The 16411-nt window shown below is 61.4% G+C and carries 17 protein-coding genes; 13 read left to right on the forward strand and 4 right to left on the reverse strand.

The window, feature by feature from the left end:
• Positions 1–165: 165 nt before the first annotated feature.
• The 5 genes from ADU59_RS14415 to ADU59_RS14435 all read left to right on the forward strand — a co-directional run bounded on the left by ADU59_RS14415 (position 166) and on the right by ADU59_RS14435 (position 3644).
• The gene (locus tag ADU59_RS14415) at positions 166–354 is read left to right on the forward strand and encodes a hypothetical protein (protein ID WP_139093173.1); all 189 of its coding nucleotides are present in this window, start codon (positions 166–168) and stop codon (positions 352–354) included.
• A gap of 16 nt (positions 355–370) precedes the next feature.
• The gene (locus ADU59_RS14420; RefSeq protein ID WP_338012936.1) at positions 371–958 is read left to right on the forward strand and encodes an alpha/beta hydrolase; all 588 of its coding nucleotides are present in this window, start codon (positions 371–373) and stop codon (positions 956–958) included.
• 115 nt (positions 959–1073) lie between these two features.
• A complete protein-coding gene (locus ADU59_RS14425; protein ID WP_068954925.1) occupies positions 1074–2042 on the forward strand; it encodes an aliphatic sulfonate ABC transporter substrate-binding protein in 969 nt (322 codons plus the stop codon).
• A 17-nt stretch (positions 2043–2059) separates the two neighbouring features.
• On the forward strand, positions 2060–2902 hold the full coding sequence (locus tag ADU59_RS14430; protein WP_068954805.1) for an ABC transporter permease: 843 nt from the start codon (positions 2060–2062) through the stop codon (positions 2900–2902).
• 4 nt (positions 2903–2906) lie between these two features.
• On the forward strand, positions 2907–3644 hold the full coding sequence (locus ADU59_RS14435; RefSeq protein WP_068954806.1) for an ABC transporter ATP-binding protein: 738 nt from the start codon (positions 2907–2909) through the stop codon (positions 3642–3644).
• 66 nt (positions 3645–3710) lie between these two features.
• Here the strand turns inward: ADU59_RS14435 and ADU59_RS14440 are convergent, their stop codons facing one another.
• Positions 3711–4745, reverse strand: coding sequence for a LacI family DNA-binding transcriptional regulator (locus ADU59_RS14440; protein WP_068954807.1), 1035 nt, complete (start codon positions 4743–4745; stop codon positions 3711–3713).
• 121 nt (positions 4746–4866) lie between these two features.
• Between ADU59_RS14440 and ADU59_RS14445 the strand changes: the two genes are divergently transcribed.
• Positions 4867–5793, forward strand: coding sequence for an SMP-30/gluconolactonase/LRE family protein (locus ADU59_RS14445; RefSeq protein WP_068954808.1), 927 nt, complete (start codon positions 4867–4869; stop codon positions 5791–5793).
• 29 nt (positions 5794–5822) lie between these two features.
• On the forward strand, positions 5823–6407 hold the full coding sequence (locus ADU59_RS14450) for a DUF922 domain-containing Zn-dependent protease (RefSeq protein ID WP_068954809.1): 585 nt from the start codon (positions 5823–5825) through the stop codon (positions 6405–6407).
• Here ADU59_RS14450 and ADU59_RS14455 read toward each other — a convergent pair.
• Positions 6394–7881 carry a M81 family metallopeptidase gene (locus tag ADU59_RS14455; RefSeq protein WP_068954810.1) on the reverse strand — a complete coding sequence of 496 codons (1488 nt, stop codon included), beginning with the start codon at positions 7879–7881 and terminating at the stop codon, positions 6394–6396. The two genes, ADU59_RS14450 and ADU59_RS14455, sit on opposite strands and share 14 nt — an antisense overlap.
• A gap of 24 nt (positions 7882–7905) precedes the next feature.
• The gene (locus tag ADU59_RS14460; protein ID WP_068954926.1) at positions 7906–8397 is read right to left on the reverse strand and encodes a hypothetical protein; all 492 of its coding nucleotides are present in this window, start codon (positions 8395–8397) and stop codon (positions 7906–7908) included.
• 208 nt (positions 8398–8605) lie between these two features.
• Here ADU59_RS14460 and ADU59_RS14465 point away from each other — a divergent pair, with 208 nt between their 5' ends.
• On the forward strand, positions 8606–9469 hold the full coding sequence (locus tag ADU59_RS14465; RefSeq protein WP_068954811.1) for a MurR/RpiR family transcriptional regulator: 864 nt from the start codon (positions 8606–8608) through the stop codon (positions 9467–9469).
• Between the two features lie 8 nt (positions 9470–9477).
• Here ADU59_RS14465 and ADU59_RS14470 read toward each other — a convergent pair whose 3' ends face one another.
• Complete coding sequence (locus ADU59_RS14470) at positions 9478–10869, reverse strand: MmgE/PrpD family protein (protein WP_068954812.1); 1392 nt, start codon at positions 10867–10869, stop codon at positions 9478–9480.
• A 112-nt stretch (positions 10870–10981) separates the two neighbouring features.
• On the opposite strand from ADU59_RS14470, the gene ADU59_RS14475 reads away from it, so the two are divergent.
• From ADU59_RS14475 to ADU59_RS14495, 5 genes are all read left to right on the forward strand, one after another.
• Entirely contained in the window at positions 10982–11887 is a 906-nt protein-coding gene (locus ADU59_RS14475; RefSeq protein WP_068954813.1) for a LysR family transcriptional regulator, read from the forward strand.
• 55 nt (positions 11888–11942) lie between these two features.
• Entirely contained in the window at positions 11943–12848 is a 906-nt protein-coding gene (locus ADU59_RS14480; RefSeq protein WP_068954927.1) for a LysR family transcriptional regulator, read from the forward strand.
• A gap of 178 nt (positions 12849–13026) precedes the next feature.
• Complete coding sequence (locus ADU59_RS14485; protein ID WP_068954814.1) at positions 13027–13971, forward strand: ABC transporter permease; 945 nt, start codon at positions 13027–13029, stop codon at positions 13969–13971.
• Positions 13968–14786, forward strand: a complete 819-nt coding sequence (locus tag ADU59_RS14490) for an ABC transporter permease (RefSeq protein WP_068954815.1) — start codon at positions 13968–13970, stop codon at positions 14784–14786. The genes ADU59_RS14485 and ADU59_RS14490 overlap by 4 nt, the downstream gene beginning before the upstream one ends.
• A complete protein-coding gene (locus ADU59_RS14495; RefSeq protein ID WP_068954816.1) occupies positions 14783–16411 on the forward strand; it encodes an ABC transporter ATP-binding protein in 1629 nt (542 codons plus the stop codon). The genes ADU59_RS14490 and ADU59_RS14495 overlap by 4 nt, the downstream gene beginning before the upstream one ends.

Here is a 16411-nt window from a genome sequence, read left to right on the forward strand (position 1 = left end):
GCAGCGGAAATTTTCAGTCATCGGAATGATCAACGGCCGGATTTTTTGCAATCACCGCCGCGTGTAGTTGCCAGTTCCTTTAGTCTATCAAATTTATAGACAATAATGCTCGCCATACCTTTTGATAATCACGATGCGGGATTTTCGCGCTGTGGATGTGAGGACATGATGAGTTTGCTGAGACATTTCGACCGCCTTCAAACGATGAGAGACCAGCTGGAGGCAAAGCTGGATCTTGATGATGCGGGCATCCTGGGAGGCGGCGGCATGGGTTACCGGGCGCGGCGTGCCTTGCGCGACCGCATATCCGAAATTTCCGAGGAGATCTTCGCATTGGAGCAGCGCGCCCGTTAATCCCAGAGTTGACGGGGTGCCACAGCGGGGAAACCAGATGACACTCACCTTAATCTTGCCCGGGTTGAACGGCTCCGACGATGGACATTGGCAGCGGTTCTGGCTCAAGGACGATGCAAACAGCCGGCTGGTCGAGCAGGACGACTGGAAATCTCCCAGGATCGAGACCTGGACGAAGCGTCTCGAAGAGGTTCTTGCTCAGGAAGGACCGGCCTATATCGTCGCCCATAGCCTTGGCTGCCTGCTGGCTGCGAAATGCGCGGATAGTCCATTCGCGCGGCTGATCAAGGGCGCTTTGCTCGTTGCGCCCTGCGACCTGTCGACCACGGAAAACCTGCATCCTGGCGCCATCCACTTTGGCCGGATGCCAACCCGGACGCTGCCCTTTCCAACGATCACGGTTGGAAGCCTGAACGATATCTACATGCCGCTTGAAAGCCTGTCGCTCTATTGCCGTCTCTGGAGGACGCCGGTCAAAAATCTCGGGCAAGCGGGCCATATCAATATCGAAAGCGGCTTTGGCAGATGGACCGGCGGCTACGGCCTGCTATCCTTGCTGGAAAAGAAGGTGAAAGCACAGGGCAATCCCGGCAAGTTTCACTGAGAAAATTATTTCCATAAATTCTATAGAAATAGACATTCCGACTTTCACGCCCCATGGCCTTTGCCCGTAGGCTTATCCCAACGCAGAGTGGCGATGCCAACAATAGGGGATGGATATGGGCTTGTTTCGTTCGGCAATGATCGGTGTGGCGGCGGCTTTGAGTTTCGGGCTGGCCTCGGCCCAGGCGGCGGATCTTTCGGAAATCAGGATCGATTGGGCAACCTACAATCCGGTCGGGCTTCTTTTGAAAAAGGAAGGTCTGCTCGAGAAGGAATTCGTCAAAGACAATATCAGCATCCGCTGGGTGCAGTCCGCCGGCTCCAACAAGGCGCTGGAATTCCTCAGTGCCGGATCGATCGATTTCGGCTCGACGGCCGGCGCCGCTGCGTTGATTTCGCGGGTCAACGGCAACCCGATCAAATCGGTCTATGTCTTCTCCCGCCCTGAATGGACCGCTTTGGTCACCCGTGCGGACAGCCCCATTGCCACCGTTCAGGACCTGAAGGGCAAGACGATCGCGGTGACGCGCGGCACGGATCCGCATATCTTTCTCGTTCGTGCGCTGGCCGATGCCGGACTGAAGGAAACCGACGTGACGCTGGTGCTGTTGCAGCATGCCGACGGCAAGCTGGCGCTCTTGCGCGGTGACGTCGATGCCTGGGCCGGTCTTGATCCGCTGATGGCTTCCGCGGAAGTGGAGGAAAAGGCGAAGCTGTTCTATCGCAAGCCGGAAAACAACACATGGGGCGTGCTCAACACCACCGAGACCTTCGCCACCGAGCATCCGGATATCGTCAAGCGCGTCATCGCCACCTATGAGCAGGCGCGGGCGCAGGCGATCGCCGATCCCGCCGCCCTGAAGGCGGCGCTGGTCGAAGCGGCAAAACTGCCCGAGGACGTGATCGCCAAGCAGCTCGAACGCACCGACATCTCCCAGCCGACGATCGGCGACCTGCAGCGCGATACGATCTCGAAAGCAGGCCTCGCCTTGCAGAGTGCGGGTGTTCTTCCGGCCGACGTCGATATCCAGAAGGTTACCAACGAGCTGATCGACGACAGTTTCGCTGTCGGCAAAACGCAGTAAAGGCGTAAAGCATCGTCATGGCGGATCTGGCCGGGACTGGAATCAAAACCGAGATAAAGGCGTCGCGCTCAGCCGCGGCGTCGGCGTTTTATGGCCTGAGCCGGCAAGCGCTGGCCGCTGTCATCGTGCCTGCTGTGGGCCTGCTGTTCTGGGAAGTTGCGGTTGCCGCTGGCTGGTTTTCCGGCCGCCTCATGCCGCCGCCATCCAGGGTTCTGGCGACCCTGTGGGTGCTTTTGAAGTCCGGCGAGCTGTTCAACCACATCGGCATTACGACGGTCAGAGTGTTCTTCGGATTTGTCCTCGGCACTGTCGCGGCCACCATTGCCGGCGCCGTGACCGGATATTTCGGACTGGCCCGCCGCCTGATCGATCCGTCGCTTCAGGCGCTGCGCTCCATTCCGTCGATCGCCTGGGTGCCTCTGTTCATTCTCTGGTTCGGAATTTTCGAGGCCTCAAAGGTGGCGCTGATCGCTGTCGGTGTCTTCTTTCCGGTCTATCTCGGTGTGTCGGGCGCCATCCTGTCGGTCGATCGCAAGATCGTCGAGGTCGGGCGGATCTTCCGGCTGTCCGGTTTTGCTCTGGTGCGGCGGATCATGCTGCCGGCCGTCCTCCCGGCTTATGTGCTTGCCTTGCGATCCGGCCTCGGCCTTGGCTGGATGTTCGTCGTCGCGGCAGAATTCATGGGGGCATCGGAAGGGCTGGGCTATCTTCTCGTTGATGGTCAGCAACTGGGCAAACCCGACCAGATCATGGCCGCCATCATCACCTTCGCCATCGTCGGCAAGGTGACGGACAGTCTGTTGCTGGCGGCAACGGCGCCTTTCCTGACATGGCAGGATAGCTACAGGCGCGGGGAGTGAGCCGATGCTGACGCTGCGAAATCTCGGAAAAACCTATGCAAACGGCGTGCACGCGCTCGAGGGCTTTTCGCTCAGCGTGGCCCGGAGCGAAATCATTGCCGTCATCGGCGGGTCCGGTTGTGGCAAGAGCACGCTGTTGCGGCTGATCAGCGGGCTTGAAACTCCCACGCGCGGAACGGTCGAGTTGAATGGCGAGCCCGTCAGCCAGCCGCATCCGCTGATCAATCTCATCTTTCAGGAGCCGCGACTTCTGCCCTGGCTGACGGTTGCCAACAATGTCGGCTTCGGCCTTGCCGAACTCGACGGCGCGGATCGCGGGCGGCGGGTCGAGGCTGCCTTGAAAAAGGTCGGTCTGGCGAAACTTGGCCACCGCTGGCCGAAGGAGTTGTCCGGTGGTCAGGCCCAGAGGGTGGCGATCGCCCGTGCGCTGGTCACCCGGCCGGAGGTGCTGCTTCTGGATGAGCCGTTTTCGGCCTTGGATGCGTTCACACGCACCGATCTGCAGGATCATCTGCTCGACATCTGGTCCGAAACGCGCCCGACGCTCATTCTCGTGACACATGATATCGACGAGGCCCTCGTTCTTGCAGACCGTATCATCGTCATGCGGCCATGGCCGGGACGTATCCTGGATGAAATCACGATCGAACTGCCGAAGAAGCGAGACCGGACATCCGCCGCTTTCGAGGCCGCGAAGCGGCAGCTGCTCCTGTCCCTCAACGCGTCCCTGCAACCCGCCTGAACGGTATGGACGATCAGCGCGGCTTCCGGCGCTCGGCCAGCCGGATCATCTTTTCCCAGAGTGGGTTCACGTGCTTTCGCGCTCGATGACGCGGAAGCCGGTCAGGGTGACGGGCTCCGGCGTTCCGGGGGATTGTGCCTGGATGGTTTGCGTCAGCTTGAGTGCGGCCTGCCGGCCGATGCCGTAGCAATCGACATTGACGGTCGTCATGCGCGGATGACAGCAGGCGGCGATCTCGTAGTCACCGAAGCCGGCAATGGCAATATCCTGCGGCACCTTCAGGCCGCGCCGCTGACACTCCATCAGCGCTCCGAAGGCGGAAAGATCAGAAACACACAGGGCCACCTGCGTGTCCGGCCAGCGCTCCAGCATGCTGACGACCGCCTGCGCGCCCTGTTCCATCGAGATGGGCGGGACCCCGAAGGAGATCACCCGGTCGGATGACAGGCCCAATCTTTCCAGGGCACGGACAAATCCTGCCCGGCGCTGGCTGCCGCGTGTATCGCGCGCGGTGACGCCGCCGATATAGCCGAAGCGCCGATAACCCTTGCGCGCGAGGGTTTCGACCAGAAGCTCCATCGCCTCGCCGTTCGAAAACCCGACCACCTTGTCGATCGGCTGGGCCGGACGGTCCCATGTCTCGATAACCGGGATGCCGGCCTGTTCCAGCATGCGCCGGCCTTTCGGCGTGTGAGAGCCGCCGGTCAGGATGATCCCTTCCGGCCGCCGCCGGAGCATGGCTTCGATCAGCTCTTCCTCGCGCTCGACGGAATAGTTGGTATAGCCCAGCAGCAGTTGCAGGCCGGTTCCCTCCAGCGCATCGGTGATACCGCGTGCCGTGTCGGAAAAATTCGAATTGTTGATGGACGGAATGATCGCGGCGACAAAGCCCGTGCGCCGGGAGGAAAGGCTGCCGGCCGATTGATCGAGAACATAACCGAGCTCGTTGATGGCCCGGGTGATCCGCTCGCGCGTCGCGCTGGAGACGTGACTGCCTTCCTTTAGAGCCCGTGATACGGTCATGGCGGAAACACCGGCGCGGCGGGCGACGTCGTTCATGGTCGGCGCTTCGGTCGTCTTGCCGTCGTTTATCTTCGTCATTGCTGTTTCCGCATGGCCGATTGCTGCAAAAAACTTGGTTGTGCCCGCGTATGTTATCGCTATCATCCAAAAGAAACAACGGCCCGTAAGCAGCGGGGCCTGATACGAGGAGGGAGAGGACATGTTCGGGGCGATTGAGGGAACAGGGTTTGAGGTTCTGGATTCGCGCTTTGCCGCGTGTTTCGTCGGCCATGCCCGCGTCGATCGATTGTGGACGGGCGGGCGCTGGCTGGAGGGGCCTGCCTGGTTTGCGCCGGGCCGCTATCTCGTGTGCTCGGACATTCCGAACAATCGGATGCTGCGTTTTGATGAAACCAGCGGGGCGGTATCCGTCTTCCGGCAGCCCTCGAACAACTCCAACGGCAATACGGTGGACAATCAGGGCCGGCTGGTGACCTGCGAGCACCTGACGCGGCGAGTGACGCGCACGGAGTTTGACGGCACGGTGCAGGTCATCGCCGAGACGTTCGAGGGCAAGCGGTTCAATTCGCCGAACGATGTCATCGTCAAGTCTGATGGTTCGATCTGGTTTACCGACCCATCCTACGGGATCATGCATGATTACGAGGGCGACTATGGCGAGGAAGAGATCGGCGGTTGCCACGTCTATCGTGTCGACCCGCAATCCGGAGCCGTGACAAAGGTCGCTGATGATTTCGAAAAACCGAACGGCCTTGCCTTTTCTCCGGACGAGCGGCACCTCTATATCGCCGATACCGGTGCCAGCCACCTGGAAAACGGGCCGCGCCACATCCGGCGGTTCTCGGTTTCGCCAGAGGGGAAACTTTCAAGCGGCGAGGTTTTCGCGACCTGCACCAACGGCATGTTCGACGGTTTCAGGGTCGACAGGGCGGGCCGGATCTGGGCGAGCGCGCAGGACGGCGTTCACTGCCATGATCCGGACGGGACGCTGATCGGCAAGATCCGCATCCCTGAAATCGTCTCGAACTTGACTTTCGGTGGCCCCCGGCGCAACCGGCTGTTCATTACGGCAACAAGTTCGCTTTATGCCGTTTATGTCACCGCGAACGGCGCGAAACTTGGCTGAGCAACAAGGGACTTATCGTGAAAACAGGCATGGGTTTTTGTTTGCTGATCGGCTTTTTGGCGTCATTCCCGGCCGCTGCGCAGGAATGGCAGGCCGTCGAAAAGGTGCAGACCTATGCGGTCGCCGGCCGGACGGGCGGTGCGCTCTATGCATCGATCGGCGAGCGGGGACCCAAGGTTGGCAACTCAGGCCGTGCCATCGCCTTTACCAATTTCAAACTGACCTGGACCAGAAAATACGAGCCGCAGGGCGGTGCCTGCGTCCTCGTCACGGCGCGGCCGAAGCTCACCATCACCTACACGCTGCCGAAACCGGCCGAACGTCTTCCGGCTGCCGTCGCGGCGAAATGGGACATCTTCATCGCGGGTGTGCACAGACATGAACTGGTTCACGGTGACCAGATCAAGGACATGGTGAAAAAGATCGAAGCCACGTCCGTGGGCCTGACAGTCCCGGATGATCCCAAGTGCCAGAAGATCAGGACCGAACTGACGACGCGCCTTGGCGAACTCTCCCGCGCGCAACGGCAGCAGAGCCGGGATTTCGACCGGGCCGAACTCAGTAACGGCGGCAACATCCACCAGCTTGTTCTGGCCTTGATCAACGGCGGGTAGAAGAGGCGGCTGGCTCCATCCCATGCGGGTCATCCACCATCGGCCAGATATCGCGCGGAGCCCGGCGGTAGTCCGTGCGGGCCGGATCGTTCGGATAGGGGGTGCCGGCCGAACAATAGAGAATTTCCGAGGCGATCGGCGCGAAGGCGGCATGGAAGTGATTGGTCGACTTGATCACCAATATGCTCTTCGATGTCGGGTCGATACCCATCACGGAGAACAGGCTGGGGTCGAAACTCTGCGCCCGGGTGGAGTTCAGGATGATGTCGATGCCGTCGAGACGGATATGCGCGGCGTCGCCGAAGGGCACCTGGCTCTGCCCGAACCGCATTTCGGCATTGCGCACCAGCTTGATGATCCTGACAGTGTCATCGACAGGGTTGCCGGTGCCAGGAGCCGATTTCGCGCCGAAGCGCAACTGGATCTCGGCGCCTTCGCCAGCCGCCATGCAGATCTGCACCGCCATCGGGTCCCAGATCGTCCCGACAGCCACGTTCTTTGCGTCTTGGGCCAGCAGTTCCGCCAGCAGCACGGTCGCATCGCCGGCCGTGCCGCCGCCGGGATTGTCCCATACATCGGCGATTACGACCGGTCCGCCGGTTGCCGATAGCGCGCGGGAAACGGCTTCCTTCTCGTCGATCTGCGGCATGATGAAGGTCCCGCGTCTGGCGAAAAGCTCAAGTCCGAGTTCGCGCGCAAGCGCATTACCCTTCTCCGGCTTGCCGTCGGTGACGACGGCCATTTTGGTGCCCATCTCCGGCACATCGCCGGCCATGAAGCCGTGGACGACGGAAATGGAGAGAATATCCGGGTCCTCCGCTTCGATCCGCATGATCCTGTCGACGAACGAGCGCATCGGCTCGCGCGAGGTCGGATAGACGTCGATCATTCGGCAGTCGAAAGCCGACATGACCGGCTTGAGGCGGCCGTCCAGCGTGCCGAGCGCGATGCGCCAGAGGTCTTCGGCGCGATCGACGAAATCCGTATGCGGGAATTCCTTGAAGTAGACGAAGAAATCCGCTGCTGCCTGACGTTTTGCGGTCAGATGGCTGTGCGGGTCGAGCTCGGCGCAGACGAGAATATTCGGCCCGACGATGGTGCGAACATGGGCGAGGAAGTCCCCCTCTGCATCCTCATAGCCATCGGCAACCATCGCGCCATGAAGGCCGAGCACCACGGCATCGACCGGAAGGGCCGCGCGCAACTGGCCGAGGATCTCGTCGCGCAGTCCCTCATAGGTAAGGCGATTGACGAGGCCTGCCGGGTCGGCCCAGGCAGCCGTTCCCTCGATAAGGTCGAAACCTCTTTCTGCAGCCAGCCGGCGGCCAACCGTGATCGGCGCGGAGCATAGCGTCGGTGTTCCCGGATGCTTGCCCGGCGGCGCATAGAGCGAGGCTTCGAAGGCGCGGCGATCGACGCAGATCGGCGAGAATGTATTCGTTTCGGTCGCCAGGACGGCAGTGAAGATGCGCAATGCCTTTGCCTCGTGCTTATCCGCTCAGGCCCCGCCCATCGGATTGGGCAGATAGCCGGTGAAGCCACAGATTTTCCACCGCCCCTCGTGCAGGCGGCAATAGTACAATGTCTGCCACTTGAGGATATCGATGCTGCCGTCCGACTTTTTCAGGCTGCCGTCGAATTTCTTGCGGGCCAGCGCCATGTCGCCTTCGATCTCGATGTCTTCGAGTGTCGTGGTGGCAAAGATGGCCGTGCGCGGATCGTCTGCGAAATCCTGTTCGGCGAAATCCAGCGCCTGCCGCAGCCACTCGGCGCGATAGGCCGCCAGCGACGGGAAGGCGAGGCGCCATTTGTCGGGGCTCGTCTCACGTTTGCCATCAATGCCGATGAACCCGTCCTCGACGAAATCACCGGCGACCCTGGACCAGTCGGCAGTGAGGAAGGCATCGATGTCTCGCTCGACCAGCATTTGCCAGATCGCATGACGGGTCGGGTCGGAGGATGGAAACGGATTGCGGAAAGGATCGCGCACGGCTACTCCAGAATCGAAATAATTTTCATATATGACGTTTTCTCTGGCCAAAATCCGCCTTTCATGATCGTATGTCAATGTTGGAAGAAAATAATTTACAAGGCCGGGCCGTATCCATCAAGCTTACGAATCTGGACAAATCAGCCCGGAAACCGCCGCCGCAGGTCTTCTCAAGGCAACCCGGTAATCTCGTTCAAGGTCTATTCCAATGGATATTTTCACCACGCTTCAGGACGGCAAGGCGAAGTTTTCGCAAGCCGAAGGCCGCATCGCCGAAATCCTGCTGACCGACTTCGAATTTGCGGTGAATGCCTCGATCATCGAACTTGCGGCCAAGGCCGGCGTTTCGCCGCCAACCGTAACACGCTTCTGCCGGCGGCTCAGCTGCGACAGTTTTGCCGATTTCAAGGTGCAGCTGGCGCGGACCACCTATGTCGGCGCGCGCTATCTGAAGCCTGAGCCGGCGAGCCGGGAGCCTGCCGATGTGGCGCAGGACGTCGTTTCCAAGGCACAGAACGCGCTTTTCCTGCTGCATCGCAGCCTCGACTTTGACGCGATCGGGCAGGCGACTGCGCTGCTGGCGGAAGCGAAGATGATCTATGCCTTCGGTTCCGGCGGCAACTCCTCGATGATCGCCAGCGAATTGCAGAACCGCCTCTTCCGTCTGGGGCTGCGCATCACCGCAAGCGCCGATCACGGCATGCAACTGATGATGGCGGCCGCCGCCCGGCGTGGCGACGTTGTGATCGGTTCGTCGTTTTCGGGCCGCAACGCCGAACTGGTGCGATCTTTCATGGCTGCCCGCGATCAGAAAGTCATCACCATCGCGCTGACGCAAAGCGGCAGTCCGGTTTCCCGCGCTGCCGATATCACCGTTCCGGTCGACCTGCCGGAAGGCAGCAACATCTACCATCCGACCGCGACGCGCATCGCCTATCTCGCGCTTGTCGATATCCTCGCCAGCCTGGTTGCCTATCACATGCAGCCGCAGGCAACGGCGACGTTGCGGCGGATCAAGCAACAACTCGTCTCCCACCGCGACGGCGACGACCGTCAGCTTCTCGGCGACTGATCTGGGGCTCAAAGGCGCGCGGAATCTGCGGGCTGGCTTTCCCGGGCATGGAGCATCACGGCTGCAAACGCTCCCTGTACTGAGGGTGCATCCGGGAGAGTGCATAAACTCTCGTAGAGATGATCCGTCTCAGCAAGGCCGGCCCAGGCGAGGCAATCGCGAAACTTTGCGTGCCGGTCGGTGTCGCTCAGGGGGATCTCCACCGATCCCGTTGCATGCAGCTTTTCGGTCTCCAGCAGGCGCCCGTCCGCGAGGCGGACAACAATTTTGTGCGGCAGGCGCTCCAGGCCCTGCTCTTCTGCGGCGGAGTAAGCAGTCATGGAAACCTTTGCCATGTGGCGGCGAATATCCGGCCTGAAAATCGCCTGATCGGTGAAGTCGGAAAGCGACAGGCCGCCCTGAACGAGGGCGGCGGTCAGGCAATATTGCATCGAAAAGCGCGCCTGCATCGGGTCGGCAGGCTCGGGATAGGCGAGGTTGTCGACGGCAGAGATCCCCACCTTTGTTTCTATTCCAACGACATCGTCCGCCGTGAAGCCGAACCGGTCGCGAAGGTCGAGCATCCCATCGATGGCTCGGTGCGTAGACGCGCAGCAGGGATGCCGCTTGGCGACCAGCCCCCGGGTTTCGATGATGTGGCTGTCATCGAAGGACAGCGTATCCCAGCCCCTGGCCGCATCGCCACCGGTCAGGTCGAGAAACCCTTGGGACCGCTCCAGAATATCGAGCCGACCGGCCAATCCCGCCCTTGCAAGCAGGGCGGCTTCGACCGCATTGCGTGCGGCCATGCCGGCATGAAGCGGTTTGACCGCTGTGCCGAACTGGCCCTTGGGGCCGGCTGCGAAACTGGTGGCGATGCTCATCGCGTGTGCAATCCCATCTGCGCCAAGGCCGAGGAGGCTTGCCACACCGGCAGCTGCGCCAATGCATCCGACCGTCGATGTTCCGTGCCATCCCCTGTTGTAGTGAGATGGATTCACGCCATATCCGACGGCGGCCTGCGCTTCCAGCCCTGCGAGATAGGCGCGCAGGAATTGCAGGCCGGAGATGCCGGCATTGGCTGTCGCGATCGACAGCAGGGCCGGAACCAGAACCGCCGAGGCATGGGCGCGGGCTGGATGGAAATTGTCGTCGAAGTCCAGGCAATGTGCCGCCGTTCCATTCACCAGTGCCGCGACCGAGGCCGATGCATGCCGGCCTCCGACCACCATGGATGTGCCGTTCTCGCCGATATCGCCACAAAACGCCTTTGCGACGGAACGCGTCGCACCATCCTCCGCGCCTGCGAGCATACAGCCGATCGTATCGGTGACAGCCTGGCTTGCGCGCCGCAAGGCCAGCGGCGAAGCCGCTGAACGCGACGAAACGTGATGGGCGATTTTTTCGATTGCCGTCACCATTGACGAATGTCTCCACAAAGTCTTCGTTGTTGCGCCTCAGCATGTGCGCCTTCGCGGAGCTGTTCAATCTTATGCGGTTTGCGGGTCGGGCTATTCAATTTCAGGAGCGGGAATGACGAAGGACGGCGACCTGACGATCAGCGTCAAACATATACAGGCCTATGACGCGATCGCGGCGACGGGCTCGACAATCGCTGCGGCAGTGGAGCTTGGGATTTCGCAGTCGAATGCCAGCCGGCTTCTGCATCAGCTTGAATTGTATCTGGGCGTCCGGCTGTTCGAGCGTGACAAGAACAGGTTGTCGCCAACGCGGGAAGGGGTACAGCTGGGACCGGAAATCCGGGCTATCTCGGACCGTCTGACGGCGCTGAAGGTGCTTGCGCAGGAAATGGAGAACGGCCGGTCCCAGGAAATTCCCCTGCGGCTGGCGTTTCCCGCCAGCCTGTCGGCGACGCTGGTGCCGCGCCTCGTCAAGCGCTTCCTCTCCGAGAACGGGCCTGTCCGCGTCGAGATTTCCTCCGGCACCTATCTGGCGATCGAGCGTATGGTGGCCGATGGCGAGGCGGATATCGGTTTTACCCGCCTGCCATCGCCGACATCCGGCCTTCGACAGGAAATCCTGCTGCCATCGCGCAATCTCTGTGCGCTGCACCGGGATCACGATCTGGCCGGCCGTGCGGCTCTCTCCGTCGCCGACCTCAAGTCGCAGGATCTCATCCTGCTGAACCGGGAGCGGCCGGTGCGTCATGAACTCGAAGCCCTGTTCTACAAGCAGGGACTGCGCCAGCGCCCGGCGATCGAAGCGCATTCGGTGGGCTGTGCCTGTGGGCTCGCGGCGGAGGGGCTGGGCATTGCCATCGTCAGCGAATTGCTGGCCCGGGAATATCTGTCGCTGCCGCTGGCACTGGTCCCGCTTGAGCCCGCCTTGCCCGTCACCTATGCCATCGTAACCTCGGCTCAGCATCCGCTGCCAAAATCCGCGGCGCTGTTTCTCGCCTATTTGCGCGATTGGCCGTAAAGCCTGCGATCGGGATCGCATATTTGATTTTGCTCTGAAGGGAGCTTTGCTGATGATCAATTTCCGGCAGCTGGAAGTGCTGAAGACCTTGCTTGCGACGGGATCGACGATCGCGACGGCCAAGAGCATGGGACTGAGCCAGTCCGGCGTCAGCCGGCTGCTGCAGCAGCTCGAATCCGACCTGTCGCTCAATCTGTTTGCCCGCGACAAGGGGCGCCTGATCCCGACGCCGGAGGCGACGATTCTGGCGCGCGACGCTGAAAATATCCTGCTCGGATTGAACCGCTTCTCCGGACTGGCGGAAGACCTGCGCAGCGGCGCGACGGGGCCGGAGGTCGTTCGCATCGGCTTGCCGAGTAGCATGTGGGAGGATTTTGCCCCGGCGATGCTGATGGACTATGCCAGGGAATATCCGAGCGTGCGCATCGAAACCTTTTTCGAGACGACCACTGCCATCACGAGGCTGGTCGAGCAGCGGGTGATCGATTTCGGTTTCCTGCGCTACGAGGGACAGGTGGGGCCGGGCATCGAGATGGAGCCGGTGGCGAGCGGCATCAGTGTCTGTGTCATTCCGGAAAACCATGCCTTGGCCGGGCTTGCGGAAATCACGCCAAAGGACTTGCGCAATATCCCCCTGATCCTGATCGGCCGCCAGCGGCCGACACGCATGCTGCTCGATCAGACCTTCAAGCGGGCAGGGGTGAAGCAGAACGTCAAGATCGAGACCCACACCAACAGCTCCGCCTGCGCCTATGCCGCGCATGGCCTCGGTATCGGCATCATCAGCAGCTTCTATGCCAATCTCTACCGGCATCTGCGAATCGTCCAGCGCCCGTTCGTTCCCGCATCCACCCAGGAGTTCGGCCTTGCAAAGCCTGCGGGCGTTCCGCCATCACTCGCCGCGCAGGGGTTGATGGATGCGCTCAAACGCCAGATCGCCCTTTCGCAGGAACCGCGCTAACCCGCTTGGCTGGTTGCATTTTTCGATGATCCGGCACTGGAAAGCGCGCGCCGCTTCTGCATAGGTCTATGACAAAAATGCATAATATTGCGCGCATTTAGCAAAACCATCATAGTTCCTTCACAAACAAGCCGGCAAACGGCAGCGATCCCGCATCCAATCGTGTTCAGGGGAACCGATGTTCAGATTTATCTTAAACCGCCTGCTCATGGCGATGCCGACAGTCGTGATCGTGGCGATCACGGTGTTCGCGCTGATCCGCTTCATTCCCGGTGATCCGGCGGCCCTGATGCTTGGCGATATGGCACAGCCCGATCAGATCGCCGAAATGCGCTCCGAGCTCGGTCTCGACAAGTCGCTGCCCGAACAGTTCCTGATCTGGGGTGGAAACGTCCTGACCGGCGACTTCGGCCGGTCGATCGTCAACGACGAGCCGGTACTGCAACTGGTCGTCTCGCATTTCGCCGTCAGCGCGCAGATCATCCTTGTCGCCGTATTGCTCGCCAGCCTGATCGCCGTTCCGGCCGGCGTCATCGCCGCCTGGCGCCAAAACAGCCTGACCGACCTTGCCCTTGTCGGTACGGCGACGGTGCTGCTGTCGATCCCGACATTCTGGCTGGGCCTGTTGCTGCTTCTGTTCTTCGGCCTGAAGCTCGGCTGGCTGCCTGTGCTGGGTTATGTCTCGATCGGCGATAACCTCGTCGGCGGCCTGCTCTATCTGGTCCTACCGGTGATGACGCTGGTGATCCACGAGATGGGCGTGCTGATCCGTATGGCACGGGCCTCGACGCTGGAAGTGCTGCGGCTGGACTACATCACCCATGCGCGGGCAAAGGGCCTGTCCGAAAGTGCCGTTCTCTGGAAACACGCCTTCAAAAATGCCTTCGGCCCCACGTGGACGATGATCGGCCTGATCCTCGGCAACCTGCTTGGCGGCATCGCCGTTATCGAAACGGTCTTCACCATTCCGGGCCTCGGCCGGCTGATGGTCGACAGTATTTTTCAGCGCGATTATCCGGTCATCCAGGGCTGCCTGCTGTTCGTCGCCTTGTCCTACGTGCTCGTCAACCTGATCGTCGACCTGCTCTATCCCCTCTTCGATCCGCGTGTGGTGGCCGAATGAAAAATTATACGTTCAATGGCCTCATCGGCGGCATCCTGATCGCTCTATTGCTCGCCGTCGCGGTACTCGGTCTCTTCTGGACCCCATTCGATCCGATGAAGCTGAGCTTCACCGCCCGCCTCGCGGCGCCGAGCGCGGAGCACTGGCTGGGAACCGATGAATTCGGTCGCGATGTCCTGAGCCGCATCATGGTCGGTGCCCGCGCCAGCGTCTGGATCGGCGCCCTCACGGTCTCGCTGGCGGCGATTGCCGGAACGCTGATCGGATTGGTCAGCGGTTACGCCCGGGGCTGGGTCGATGCGGTGATCATGGCGGTCAACAATGCGCTTCTGGCTTTCCCGGGCATTCTGCTGGCGCTGGGCCTGCTCGCCGTCTTCGGGGCAAACCAATACGGCATCATCTTCGCGCTCGGCATTGCCTACACGCCGTCGATGGCGCGTGTCGTTCGCGGCGCGGTGCTGTCCCTGCGGGAACGGGAGTTCATCGAAGCCTCCAAGATTATGGGCAATGGCGAACTCTACACCATGATGCGCCATATCCTGCCGAATTGCCTGGCGCCGATCACCGTCCTGTCGACGTCGATGTTCGGCTGGGCGATCCTGTCGGAGAGCGCGCTGAGCTTCCTCGGCCTCGGCGTGCCGCCACCGGCGCCCACCTGGGGCAATATGCTGGCGGCCGGCCGTCCGTTTATCGAACAGGCCGTCTGGCTCGGTCTTTTCCCCGGCCTCTGCATCGCGCTGACGTTGCTCGGCATCAATCTTCTCGGCGACGCGCTCCGCGACAAGCTCGATCCCCGCATGCGAGGTCTGAAATGACACAGGAAAGACTTCTCAGCGTGCGTGATCTGACACTCGAGGTTGCCCAGCGCGGCGTCGAGGTGGTGAAGAAGGTCAGCTTCGACATCGAGCCCGGCGAAATCTTCGGCATCGTCGGCGAAAGCGGTTCCGGCAAATCATTGGCGACGCGCGCGATCATCTCGCTTCTGCCGCCCGCCATCACGGTGACCGGCGGGCAGGTAACCTTCAAGGGACGCGACGTCCTGTCGATGAGTGCGGCCGGGCTTCGCGAATTGCGCGGAGCGGAAATCGGGCTGGTGTTCCAGGAGCCGATGACATCGCTCAACCCGTCGATGACCATCGGCCGGCAGCTGGAGGAGGGGCTGACGCTCCACACCAATGTGCCGGCGGCCACGCGGCGTGAACGCATTCTCGGCATGCTGCAGCGCGTCGGCATTCGCGATCCGGAAGGCGCGCTTTCGGCCTATCCGCATGAATTCTCCGGCGGCATGCGCCAGCGCATCATGCTCGCCTCCGTCATGCTCCTGAAACCGGCGCTTTTGATCGCCGACGAGCCGACGACAGCGCTCGATGCCGTCATCCAGCGCGATGTCATGGAGCTGATGGTCGAACTGACCAAGGCCGAGGGCACGGCCGTTCTCCTGATCAGCCATGATCTGCCGATGGTGGCGCGCTATACCAGCCGTATCGTGGTGATGGAAAAAGGGTCGGTCGTCGAGCAGGGCACGACGGAGCAGATTCTCGAAACACCGCTGCATCCCTATACGCGCAAACTGCTCTCATCGCTGCCGATCCGCGGCGAGGTTCGCACGATCGACACCGTATCGGCGCCGATGATCTCGGCCCGTAACATCGTGGTCGATTATCCCGGCCGCAAATCGTTTTTCAAGAAGGGAACGGCGAAGCGCGCGCTGCATGGCGTCAGCGTCGATATCCATGCCGGCGAAGTGGTCGCGCTGGTCGGCGGCTCCGGCTCGGGAAAGACGACGCTCGGCCGCACCATCGCCGGGCTGGTGAACCAGAGTAGCGGCGAAATCCTGTTTCAGGGTCGTGAACGGTCGGCGGACTGGCAGGACTATCGGCTGAACTGCCAGATGGTCTTTCAGGATCCTTATTCGTCGCTTGATCCGCGCATGACGATCCTTTCGCTGGTCGAGGAAGCCTTGCGGCTTGTGCCCGGCATTGATCGGGCCGCCAAGACGAAGCGGGCCTATGAAACGCTCGACGAGGTTGGTCTCGGTACCGAATATGCCCTGCGCTATCCGCACGAGCTTTCCGGTGGTCAACGCCAGCGCGTTGCGATCGCCCGCGCCATTGCCCGGCGGCCGAAATTCCTGATCGCCGACGAGCCGGTTTCGGCGCTTGACGTCACTGTCCGCGCGCAGGTTCTGACGCTCTTTTCCGATCTGCAGAAACGCTACGGCTTTTCCTGCCTGTTCATCAGCCACGATCTCGGTGTCGTCGAGCAGGTGGCCGACCGCGTCATCGTCATGCAGGACGGCCGCATCATCGAACAGGGCGACCGCAACACGATCTTCGACAAGCCGAAGGAGGCGTACACACGACGCCTTTTGTCGGCCATCCCCGCGCTCGATCTCAACGAGAACGGCGGGGTCAAACTGAAATGGCGTCTGGAGGCCTGA

The organism is Pararhizobium polonicum (genome assembly GCF_001687365.1).
GTDB lineage: Bacteria > Pseudomonadota > Alphaproteobacteria > Rhizobiales > Rhizobiaceae > Pararhizobium > Pararhizobium polonicum.